We start from the raw sequence: 10,956 nt of genomic DNA, 5'->3' as shown, positions 1-10,956 counted from the left end.
CCCTCTCTATTCCTCCGGGCTCCGCCCGCCCCCGCCCGATTCGCCGGAGGCGTGCTTGAAGGGGTCGGGCTCTGATTCGTCGGAAGGTGCGCTTGAAGGGGCTGGCCCCGATACACCGGAAGGTGCGTTCGAAGGGACCAACCCCCGATTCGTCGGAAAGCGCGCTCGAAGGGGGGCGGGCTCATGCCCCGTCGGGCCACTGACGTCAGGCCACTGTTGTGGGGTCGTGGCGCTCGGGGAAGTGGATGATCTTGGCGTGCCGGTACGTGTGGAGGTGGATGACCTTGGTGTCGTGGATGGTGGTCGTGAGTCTGGCGCTGGGCCGCCTGCGTAGGGCGGACCGGATGTCTCTCACTTTGGCGAGTGGTGGCACCACCTTGAGCATCGCTATCCCCCCGGACGTGATGATTTCGTTACCTAACATGAAATTTCTACAGAGGGTGGCATAAAACTGCTGTAAAGCGCCTAGAACGGCAGCAGGCGACCGGAGGGGGAACGGAGGTCGAGGTCGGCCACCTTGCGTCGCATCCGTGACTTGGGAATGCGGATTCGTCGGCGGCGTCCTTGAATGGCCATGATGATCGCCCTCCTTCCGGTGACTTGAGCAGACTATGCGCCTTCGTGTTTGCCGTCCCCTTGTTTTTTACTTGCAGAGTTTGACCGTTGCCTGAAGAGGACGGTTGCCGGTCGCAACTGGTTGACAGCGCCTGCCGGTCTGGTTGGAGTGCGCCCCGACCGCGCGGACATGAGGCCGGGGCGCTGAGGCCGGGCCGGGATGTTGTCCCAGGCCGCCTCGGCCAGCCATCGGGACTGGCACGGGGACGGTAGGCCGCCGTGCCATCCACCTGAAAGTCCAACAAGAGCCCGATAAGTTGCCATTCCTGATCCAGTTCACGTTTGGGCAGGTCAGCGGCAAGGGTCATTGAATATCGCGAAACCGCCTGGTGGCAGGGGGTTGGGAGCGATGCCGTGGACGGCGTCCTTGGTGTGGTTGATGGCGTAAACGGTTCCGTCGCGGTGCCGGATGACCTCGACGCCGGGCGGGGCGGACGCGACGGGCAGCCCCGCCGCGGTGAGCAGCGCCGCGTAGCCGTCGTCATCGAGCTGGGTGGACAGATACCAGGCCGTCCCGGCTCCGTAGCGGTTGCGCGTGATCGCCGGGGTTCCGCTGGAATATGTGACCACCGCCTCGGCACCCACAAGACGGACGTTCTCACTCCAGATCATGCCGGTGAGCTGGGCGTTCCAGGTCGTGCCGGAGGAGCGGACGGGTGGGGGTGTCTCGCCCGAGGCGAGCAAGGGGATTGGTTCGGTTAGTGGGGTGAATTCGTCGATTGAGATGCCGAGGAGGTGGCGGAGGGCGCCGGGGTGGCCGTTTAGGTGGATCTGGCAGTGTTCGTTGGTCAGGGCGGTGAAGTAGGAGACGATCAAGGTGCCGCCGTTTTGCACGAACGTGGTGAGGTTGGCGGCGGATTTACTGGTGATTAGGTACAGGCTCGGGACGAGGATCGTTTCGTATTGTGAAATGTCGTGGGATGGGTGGGCGAAGTCGGGGGTGATTCCGCGTTGCCACAGGGCGCGGTGGGCCTGGCGGATTGATTTGAGGTAGTCGAGGTCGGGCGAGGGCAGGCCGGGGGATTGCAACGCCCACCATGCTTCGTAGTCCCACAGGATCGCGACCTTGGCGTCGATCCCAGGAACATGATCAGAAAGCCCAGCGAGCGTCCTGCCTAATGCCGATATTTCCTGGAATGTGCGGGAGTTGGGGCCTGCGTGGGGAACCATGCCGTGGTGCCATTGTTCGGCACCGCCCCGGGAGGCCCGCCACTGGAAGAACATCGCCCCCTGGGAGCCTCGGGCGATGTGCTGCATCGAATGCCGCGCCAGCGCCCCAGGCTCTTTGGGGATCATTCGCCCCCCGGCGTACCGCACCCCGGCAGCCTGCTCCATCAGCAACCACGGCCGCCCCCGCGCCCACGACCGCGCCAGATCGGCCGCGAACGCGCTCTCCTCCTCCGCGTTCCCGGACGGATAGTCATCAATGGCAACGAGATCCACTTCCTCCGCCCACCGCCAGTGATCCACCGGAACCCACCCACCGAACACAAAGTTCGTGGTCACCGGCACCCCCGTCGGCCGCAGGATGTCCCGCTGCTCCACGTAACACGCGAGCATCTCATCGGACAGGAACCGCCGGAAATCCAACAACTGCGCGGGATTGGCCAGATACTGCGTCTTCCGCGGCGGGCTGATCTGCGCCCAGTCCGAATAACGCTGGCTCCAGAAATCAGTCGTCCACGCCTCATTGAGCACGTCCAGCGACCCATGCCGCCGCCGCAGCCACTCCCGGAAGGCGCCGGCCACATGATCGCAATGGCACCACGTTCCGTACTCGTTGTGCACATGCCACATCGCCAGCGCGGGATGCTCGCCGTACCGCCCGGCCAGCGCCGTCGCCATCCGCTTCGCGGCCGTCCGGTACGGCGGAGCGCTGACGCAGTAGGTATCCCGGCTGCCGTGCGTGAGCCGTACCCCATCGGCGGTGACGGTGAGCGCGTCCGGGTACGCCAGGCTGAACCACGGCGGCGGGGACGCGGTCGGCGTGGCCAGATTGACCTGGATGTCGTTGGCGGCCAGCAGGTCGAGCACGCGGTCGAGCCAGCCGAAGTCGTACTCGCCTTCCACGGGTTCCAGGCGGGACCATGAGAAAACGCCCACGGTCACGAGGTTGACCGAGGCCTCGCGCATCAGGGCGACGTCGTCATGCCAGACCTCTTCGGGCCACTGCTCGGGGTTGTAGTCGCCGCCGTAGCGCATCGGCCCACCTCTTGCCGCCCATTAGGATGGAGGTCAAACTAATTGCCATGATCTCCGGTGTCAACGGCTTCACCTCGGCCACCCCCGCCGACGACTGGGAACATGCCCTGATCACCGGAAACGGTCGTCAGGGCGCCCTCGTGTACGGCGGCCCGCACGCCCTGGCCATCACGTTCTCCCACGAACGCCTGTTCCTCCCGCTCGTGCCCCCACTCGACCCCCCAAACACCGCGCGCATCCTGCCCGAACTCCGTTCCCTCCTGTACGGCGGCGCGTACCAGCAAGCGGCCGACCGAGTAACCGCCCTGGCCACCCAGGAGAACCCGGACTACACGGAACTCCGCCAGATCGACCCCTTGGTCCCCTCAGCCACCCTCACATTCCACCCACTCACCAGCGATTCACCGTATTTCCGGGAATGCGATTTCACGTCGGGCCTGGTCACGCAAGGCTGGCCGAGCCTCACCCAGGAGGTCTTCGCCTCCCGCCCCGACGACGTGATCGCGATCCGCCTCACCGGCGACGTCAGCGGCATCCTCACCCTCTCCCCACCCGAAGACGCCCCCATCGAATCCACCCCCACCATCACCGGCGCCTTCACCCTGCGCCTGAACACCCCCATTTACCAGGTCGAATGCCACGTCACCGCACAAGGCGGCCACCTCTGGACCACCGGCACCCGCCTGGAGATCCGCAGCGCCACCTCAGTAACGATCACCGCCAGAACCACCACGGCCACAGACCCGCTTTCCACCAGCACCCCACCCCCGCCCGCACGCTTCGACGAACTCCTAACCCGCCACGCACCCATCCACGGCGATCTTTTCCACCGCTCCCACCTCCAACTCAACCCCCACCAAGCCACCGCGAGGGCAGAAGAGACCGACCGCTCTCGTCCTCCGCAAACCATCGCGAGGGCGGAAGAAGCCGACGGCGATCTCTTCGACCGCTCCCGTCACCTGAAAGCCACCGCGAGGGCGGAAGAAGCCCACGGCGATCTCTTCGACCGCTCCCGTCACCTGAAAGCCACCGCGAGGGCGGAAGAAGCCCACGGCGACCTTTTCGACCGCCCCGGCCTCCGGCAGATCACCGTAAACGCGGAAAGAACCCTCGCCCAGGGCGGTGAAGAACTCATCGAAACGCTCTACGCCGCAGGCCGCTACGCGATCATCTCCAGCGTTGGGGACCTCCCGCCCACCCTGCAAGGCGTCTGGTCCGGCACCAGCCACCCCGCCTGGCAGTCCGGCTACACCATCGACGGCAACCTGCAATCCGCCGTCGCCGCCCTGCTCAGCACCGGAACCCCCGAACTCCTGCTCCCCGTATTCGACCTGTTCGACGCCTTCCTCCCCGACTTCCGCGCCAACGCCCACCGCCTGTACGGCTGCCGCGGCATCCTCACCCCCGTCCACCTCTCCACTCACGGCCGCCAGAACCACTTCACTCCCCGCTGGTGCCAGACCTTCTGGACGGCAGGCGCCGCCTGGCTCTCCCGCCTCTACTTCGACTACTACAGCCACACCCTCGACACCCACTTCCTGCACACCCGAGCCCTCCCCTTCATGACCGAAGCCGCCACGTTCTACGAGGACTTCCTTGATCCCCAGGGCAACTTCGTCCCTTCGTACTCCCCGGAGAACGCCCCGCCCGGCGAAACCGCCCAAGCCGCGATCAACGCCACCATGGACCTCGCCGCCGTACGCGACCTGCTCACCAATCTCCGCCGGGTCGATCCCCACCCCCGCTGGGAGACGTTGGCGCGGCGGTTACCCGCCTACCGCATCGCCCCCACCGGCGAACTCGCCGAATGGGCGTGGGACATCAAGGACAACCACGCCCACCGCCATGCCTCACACCTCTACCCCTTCTGGTACGAACCCGATTCCCACCTCGCCGAAGCGGGCGCACTAGCCGTACAGAAACGGCTGGAATGGTGGCGAAGCGCCGAGTCCGATGAGATGGCCTTCGGCTTGGTCCAGATCGGACTCGCCGCCGCCGGCCTGGGCATGACCGCCGAGGCCGATGAGGCATTGACCCTGCTCAGCACCCGCTACTGGCGCCCCAACCTGGTCTCCACCCACAACCGCGACGCCATTTTCAACGTCGACATCTGCGGCGGAACCCCCGCCTTGATCGCCGCCATGCTCCTCCGCTCCACCCACGAGGGCCACATCGACCTCCTCCCCGCCTGCCCCTGGCCATCCGGCGAGGCCACAGGCCTCCTGGCCAGAGCCGGAATCGGACTCGACCGCCTGGCCTGGTCCCCCAAGCGAATCGAAGCCACCCTGACCGCCCGCGAGACCATCACCGCCACGATCAACGGCCAAGAAGCCCACCTCCCCGCTGGAACCCCTATCGACCTTCGCTTCTAGCGAGCACCGAACAGGACGAGTGACTCCCGGGTTGCTCGCCGTTATCCGGCGCCGTTCACGCAGGTGGCGGTTCTCGCCGTACCGGCGCCAAGAGGTGTACTGGGCGTCATGTGGTGAATGGGCCGTCACAAGGTGCACGGGCGTCACGAGGGGTGCGGCCGTCACGAGGGGTGCGGCCGTCACGAGGTGCTCGGGCATCACAAGGTGCGTCGGCATCACAAGGTGTGGCGGGATCTGGAGGTGTGGCGGGAGTTGGAGATTGCTCTCGACCGATTGGGTCTACCTAGATAGAGTTTTACAGTGTGGTGAGGAAGACGAATCCTTCGGTGCAGACGTTGTCGGTGATGGCGGTGTTGGGTGAGGTGCCGGTGGAGTGGCGGCATGGGTATGACCTGGCCAAGGAGACCGGGCTGAAGTCGGGCACGCTCTATCCGATTCTGATCCGGCTGGCCGACCGTGGGCTGCTGGAAGCCCGGTGGGAGGACGAGCAGCCGGTCGGGCGGCCGAGGCGGCATCTGTATCGGCTCACCCCCGAGGGGGTCACGGCCGCGCGAGCGGCGCTGGAGGCCGCCTCCCGTCCCGCGCGAGCGACCGGAAATCGCCTCCTCGGCGTGGAAGGAACCTGATGGACCGGACGATTCGCCTCGTCGCGGGGTTACTGAGCTGGGCGATCCGGCTGCTGCCGCCGCAACGGCAGGACTGGGGTGCGGCCGTCTGGGCCGAAGCCGGCGAGGTGCCGGGCCGGTGGGCCAGGTTGCGGTGGCTGGCCGGGGGATTGTGGCTGGTGGCCAGGGAGGCCGAAGTGATCCGCAGAATCGTTCACACCGCGGCGGCTGTCGGGGCAGGAGCGGCACTGGTGTGGCTCGACTGGCATCCCGGCACCGAGAACGTGGCGGCCCCGATGAACCGGGCCGGCACGATCGCGGTGGTGGCGCTGCTCGCCGTGCTGCCCTGGGCGTCGCGGCGGTTCCTCGGCCCGGTCGCCGATAATCGTGCCGCGCGGGCGGTCCGTACCGGCGGATACCTGGCCATGTACGCGTTGCTCGGCGTCATCGTCGGCCTGTCCCGGTTCGCGGGCAGCAGGTTCGACCACATGGTGGCCTTCGATCAGGCCAACCACGACGCCGAGATGCGCAGCGGGGCGGTGATCGGCGCGATCGTCATCCTGGCTCTGATCGGTGGCTACGCCCTGGTGATCCTGGCGGTGACCTCGCGGCGCTTCGCCGCCGACCCCGCCACCCTCGCCGCCGGATCGGGTCTCGGCGTCGTCGCCGCCCTGGTCGTCTACGCGCTCATGCCGTTGGGCAACCTCCTGCGTCCGAGCCCCGGCTGGCCGTCCGCCGCCTACCTCGCGGTGCTGATCCTGCTGCCCCTGGGGCTGGTCCTGGCCGCCGGACCGCTCGCCACCCGATCCACGCGAGGCTCGGCTACCTTCACCGCCGCGGCCAGGCGCGGCACCCTCGCCGGACTCTGCGCGGGCACCGCCGCCGCGCTGGTCGTCGCCATCCTGACGATCACCACGATGCTGATGCTGCCCCGCCAGGTCGATCTCATCTGGGCCAACCCCAGCCCCAATGTTCCCCATGGCACGCTGTTCGAGGTCCAGATGAGCGTGAGCGACACCGCGGCGAAATACGAAGCGGGTCTGATCGCCGGGCCCCTGCTCGGCCTGCTGATCGGAGCCTTCGGCGGCACATCGCGTCGTGGCAGGAGACTAAGCGGAATCGCGGACGATCAGCCGGGTGGGAACGGTCACTGACGGCACATGCTCCGCGCCGTCGATCAGGTCCAGCAGGATCCGCACCGTCTCTTCGGCGATCTCCGCCAGCGGCTGGCGGATCGTGGTCAGCGCCGGATGGGTGGACATCGCCACCGCGGAGTCGTCGAAACCGCCCAGCGCCACATCGTCCGGCACGCGCCGCCCCGCCGCCCGGAGCGTCGACAGCGCTCCGGACGCCATCACATCCGAGGCCGCGAAAACCGCGTCGAGATCAGGGGAGCGCTCCAACAGGCGTGCCATCGCGCTCTCCCCGCTCAGCCGGGTCCAGTCGCCGTGCTCGATGAGCTTCTTGGACGCCTTGCGCCCGAGCACGTCCGCGAACCCCTCCAGCCGCTGGATCCCCCCGGGCGTGTCCATCGGCCCGGTGATCATCGCGATCTTCTTCCGGCCCTGCTCGACGAGGTAGCGCGTCATCTGCTGGGCGCCGCCGCGCTCGTCGCACGCCGCGTACGGGATCACGTTCTCCCGCCCGATCACGGCCCCGAACGACACGGCCGGGATGCGCGCCCCGTCCAGCGCGTCCACCAGCGGATCTCCCGCGTGCGTGGACATGAGCAGCACGCCGTCCGCGTGGCCGCCCTTCACATACCGCAGCACCCGCTCCCGGTCCCCGGCGTCGCCGGCGATCATCATCACCAGGGACAGGTCGCGCTCGGCGAGCCGCCGGATCGCGGTCCGGATCGCGGTGCTGTCATTCGGGTCTTCGAAGATCTTCTCGTGCGGCTCGGAGAGCACCATCACCACCGAGCCCGACCGCTGGGTCACCAGGTTGCGGGCGTTGAGGTTCACCACATACCCGGTCTCGGCGATCGCGCGCTCGGTCGCCAGGCGGGCGGCGGTGCTCACGTAGCGGTCCCCGTTGAGCACGCGCGAGACCGTCCCCCGCGAGACGCCCGCCGCCGCCGCGACGTCGTGGATTGTCGGCCTCTTCACACTGGCATTCTCCACTAGCCCTTGAGGGCTCCGCCGGACAGGTCCGTACGCCAGTAGCGCTGCATGGTCAGGAACAGCGCGATCAACGGAATGATCGACAACAGCGCGCCGGTGATGATCAGGTTGTACAGCGAGGGCTGGTTGGCCCCGGCGGCGAGCAGCGAGTAGAGCCCGACGGTCAGCGGGAACTTGCCGTCGTCGCCCAGCATGAGGAACGGCAGCAGGAAGTTATTCCAGATCGCCACGAACTGGAACAGGAAGATCGTCACCATGCCGGGCACCATCAGCGGCAGCGCGACCCGCCCGAGCAGCCGCCGCTCCGAGGCGCCGTCGATCCGCCCGGCCTCCAGCAGCGAGTCGGGCACGGCCGCGCTCGCGTACACCCGGGCCAGATAGATGCTGTAGGGATGCAGGATCTGCGGCAGCAGGACCGCCCAGTAGGTGTCCGCCATCCCGATCTTGGAGAAGAGCAGGTACTGCGGCACCGCCAGCACCACCGACGGCACCAGGATCCCGCCGATCAGCACATTGAAGATGAGATTCCGCCCCGGAAACCGATATTTCGCCAGGGCGAAGCCGGACACCGCCGACACCAGCGTGGACAGCAACGCGCCGCCTCCGGCGTACACGACGCTGTTCAGCATCCACCGCCAGAACACCCCATCCCGGTACGCGTTGAGCTCCCGCACGTTCTCCAGCAGCCCGCTCCCCGGCGTCAGCGTCCCCAGCGTGAACAGCTCACCGGGAGACTTGCTCGCCGAGATCAGCACCCAGCTCACCGGCAGCAGGCAGTAGATCGCCCCCAGCACCAGCAACCCCGTGGGCAGCGCCCCCACCGGCCGCCGGTTCACCGGCCCTCCCCGAACGCGCGCCCGCGCACCACCCGCAGGAACCCGAACGACAACACCAGCGACACCGCCGCGATCACCAGCGACGTCGCCGCCGCCGAATACAGGTCACCGGTCACGAACGCGTCCCGATACACCTTCATCAACGGGCTCCAGGTCGAGCTGATCGTGTTGGTCAGCGGCCGCAGCGTGGTCGGCTCGGTGAACACCTGAATGGTGGCGATGATGGAGAACACCGTGGTCAGGATGATCGCCGGAACCAGGATCGGGATCTTCACCCGGAGCGCGATGGCCAGCTCGGACGCGCCGTCCATGCGCGCCGCCTCGTAGTAGCTGCGCGGGATGGCCCGCAGGTTGGTGTAGAGCACGAGCATGTTGAATCCGGTCCCACCCCAGACGGCCACGTTCGCCATCGAGTACGTCACCGCCGAAGCGCTCAGGAAATCGATCCCCCCGATCGGCGTCAGGCTCGGCAGGTAGAGGAACCCCCACAACAAGGACGCCACCACGCCCGGCACCGCGTACGGCAGGAAGATCGCGATCCGGGAGAACCGCGCCAGCCGCACATGCGCCGAATCCAGCAGCAGCGCGAACAGCAGGGCCAGCCCGAGCATGACGACCAGCACGAGCGTGCCGTAGCCGAGCACCCGCAGCCAGCCGGCCCAGAGCTCGTCGTCCGTGACCGCCGCGCGCAGGTTGTCGAGCCCGACGAACACCTCCCGCCGCGACCCCTTGCCCAGGCCGAGCCCGGACACCCGGGTCCGCCGCAGCGCCAGATGCACGGTGTAGCCGATCGGCACCGCGAGGAACAGGATGAACAGCACGATCGCCGGAGCCAGGAACAGGTAGGGGGCGGCGCTCAGGCGAGCGCCGCCGTGTCTCCGGTGCATCTACTGCGCCAGCGTGAAGCCGGACTTCTGCATGTCCGCCACGGTCGTGTCCTGCATGGTCCCGACCGAGGCGCTGAACGGGGACTTGTCCTGCAACGCCTTGTCGAAGGCATCCTTGTACGCGTTGTACGTGACGCCCACATTCGGCCCGAAGGTGAACCCGCGCGCCGACGTGCCGATGGTCGCGGCCTGCTGCCAGAAGTCCGGCTGGCTCTCCGCGAAGTACGCCGGAGGAGCGCCCAGCGCCGCCTGCCCCTTGCCGGAGGCCGGATACACGAACGCCTCCTTGACCAGCAGATCGATCCCCTGCGGATCGGTGTTCAGCCAGGTCGCGAACTTGACCGCGGCAGCCCGGTTCTTGGACCCCGCCGACACCGCGGTCGACGAGCCGCCCCAGAAGCCGCTGAAGTTCTCCCCGGCGTTCCACTGCGGCAGCGGCGCGATGCCCCACTTGCCCTTACCCTTGGGCGCGTTGCTCTCCAGCACGCCGGGCCCCCAGACGGCCGACGGCCAGCTCAGCTGGGTGCCGTCGTTGAGCGCCTTGTTCCACTCCGGGGTGAAGTACGGCATGTCGTCGATCACGCCCTCCTGGACCAGGCCGCCCCAGAAGTCGGCGACCTTCGTGGTGGCGGCGTCGTTGATGCCGACCTTCCACGCGTCCCCGGAGATCGACCACCACTGCGCGCCCGCCTGCTGGGCGAGCCCGGCGAACCAGCCGGGATCCTTGCTGGAGAAGCTGCCCAGGTAGACCTTCGGGTCGGCCTTGTGGACGGTCCTGGCGGCTTCGGCGTATTCGTCCCAGGTCTTCGGGACGCCGATGCCGTACTTCTCGAAGAGGTCCTTGCGGTAGTAGAGCATCATCGGGCCGCTGTCCTGCGGGATCGCGTAGACGCTCTCGGTGCCGAGGGTGACCAGGCCCCAGAGGCCCGCGCTGAACTCGGGCTTGACGGCGGCGGCCTCGGCAGCGATGTCGGCGACCGCGTCGGCGGCGATGAACGACGGCAGGTGCTGGTATTCGGCCTGCACCAGGTCGGGGGCGTTGCCGGCCTTGGCGGCGGTGAGGAACTTGGCGGCCGCGTCGTCGCCGCCCGCCTGCTTGCTGACGGTGACCTTGATGTCCGGATTCGCCTGGTTCCAGACTTCGGCGATCTTGTCCATGTTGGGGGCCCAGGTCCAGTAGGTGAGGGATACCGGGCCTGCGGGGGCCGACGTGGCGGGCGCCGCCGCGGGTGTCTCCGCCGCGCCGCCGCATCCGGCGGCCAGCATCGTGGCGAGAGCTATGGCCAGGCGTTTGGTACGCATAGGTGCCTCCGCTG

General features: G+C 67.7%; 9 protein-coding genes. 3 read left to right on the top strand and 6 right to left on the bottom strand.

Annotated features, from left to right (window positions below):
- Positions 1–205 precede the first annotated feature (205 nt).
- Positions 206–385, bottom strand: a complete 180-nt coding sequence (locus Amac_RS47735) for a hypothetical protein (protein ID WP_155361076.1) — start codon at positions 383–385, stop codon at positions 206–208.
- A 521-nt stretch (positions 386–906) separates the two neighbouring features.
- Positions 907–2,817, bottom strand: a complete 1,911-nt coding sequence (locus Amac_RS47730) for a beta-galactosidase (protein WP_155361075.1) — start codon at positions 2,815–2,817, stop codon at positions 907–909.
- Between the two features lie 47 nt (positions 2,818–2,864).
- On the opposite strand from Amac_RS47730, the gene Amac_RS47725 reads away from it, so the two are divergent.
- The 3 genes from Amac_RS47725 (at position 2,865) to Amac_RS47715 (ending at position 6,948) form a co-directional block, all read left to right on the top strand.
- A complete protein-coding gene (locus Amac_RS47725; protein WP_170323022.1) occupies positions 2,865–5,189 on the top strand; it encodes a glycosyl hydrolase family 95 catalytic domain-containing protein in 2,325 nt (774 codons plus the stop codon).
- Positions 5,190–5,491: 302 nt separating this feature from the next.
- On the top strand, positions 5,492–5,815 hold the full coding sequence (locus Amac_RS47720) for a PadR family transcriptional regulator (RefSeq protein ID WP_246269170.1): 324 nt from the start codon (positions 5,492–5,494) through the stop codon (positions 5,813–5,815).
- Positions 5,815–6,948, top strand: coding sequence for a hypothetical protein (locus Amac_RS47715; RefSeq protein ID WP_155361073.1), 1,134 nt, complete (start codon positions 5,815–5,817; stop codon positions 6,946–6,948). The genes Amac_RS47720 and Amac_RS47715 overlap by 1 nt, the downstream gene beginning before the upstream one ends.
- Here Amac_RS47715 and Amac_RS47710 read toward each other — a convergent pair.
- The 4 genes from Amac_RS47710 to Amac_RS47695 are packed head-to-tail and all read right to left on the bottom strand — an operon-like array spanning position 6,904 to position 10,942.
- Positions 6,904–7,902, bottom strand: a complete 999-nt coding sequence (locus Amac_RS47710) for a LacI family DNA-binding transcriptional regulator (RefSeq protein WP_218041717.1) — start codon at positions 7,900–7,902, stop codon at positions 6,904–6,906. The genes Amac_RS47715 and Amac_RS47710 overlap by 45 nt on opposite strands.
- A gap of 14 nt (positions 7,903–7,916) precedes the next feature.
- Positions 7,917–8,753, bottom strand: a complete 837-nt coding sequence (locus tag Amac_RS47705; RefSeq protein ID WP_155361071.1) for a carbohydrate ABC transporter permease — start codon at positions 8,751–8,753, stop codon at positions 7,917–7,919.
- Complete coding sequence (locus tag Amac_RS47700) at positions 8,750–9,640, bottom strand: carbohydrate ABC transporter permease (RefSeq protein ID WP_155361070.1); 891 nt, start codon at positions 9,638–9,640, stop codon at positions 8,750–8,752. The genes Amac_RS47705 and Amac_RS47700 overlap by 4 nt, the downstream gene beginning before the upstream one ends.
- Positions 9,641–10,942, bottom strand: a complete 1,302-nt coding sequence (locus tag Amac_RS47695; RefSeq protein WP_155361069.1) for an ABC transporter substrate-binding protein — start codon at positions 10,940–10,942, stop codon at positions 9,641–9,643.
- Between the last annotated feature and the right edge of the window lie 14 nt (positions 10,943–10,956).

The sequence above is a fragment of the Acrocarpospora macrocephala genome (genome assembly GCF_009687865.1).
In the GTDB taxonomy this organism is placed as follows: Bacteria; Actinomycetota; Actinomycetes; order Streptosporangiales; family Streptosporangiaceae; genus Acrocarpospora; species Acrocarpospora macrocephala.
Note: the sequence above shows the minus strand (reverse complement) of the source record. Positions and strands in the feature narration are given on the sequence as shown.

Coding starts and splice junctions, on each gene's coding strand:
- Amac_RS47735 (WP_155361076.1), bottom strand. CDS start 385: ATGCTCAAGGTGGTGCCACCACTCGCCAAAGTGAGAGACATCCGGTCC.
- Amac_RS47730 (WP_155361075.1), bottom strand. CDS start 2,817: ATGCGCTACGGCGGCGACTACAACCCCGAGCAGTGGCCCGAAGAGGTC.
- Amac_RS47725 (WP_170323022.1), top strand. CDS start 2,865: ATGATCTCCGGTGTCAACGGCTTCACCTCGGCCACCCCCGCCGACGAC.
- Amac_RS47715 (WP_155361073.1), top strand. CDS start 5,815: ATGGACCGGACGATTCGCCTCGTCGCGGGGTTACTGAGCTGGGCGATC.
- Amac_RS47700 (WP_155361070.1), bottom strand. CDS start 9,640: ATGCACCGGAGACACGGCGGCGCTCGCCTGAGCGCCGCCCCCTACCTG.
- Amac_RS47695 (WP_155361069.1), bottom strand. CDS start 10,942: ATGCGTACCAAACGCCTGGCCATAGCTCTCGCCACGATGCTGGCCGCC.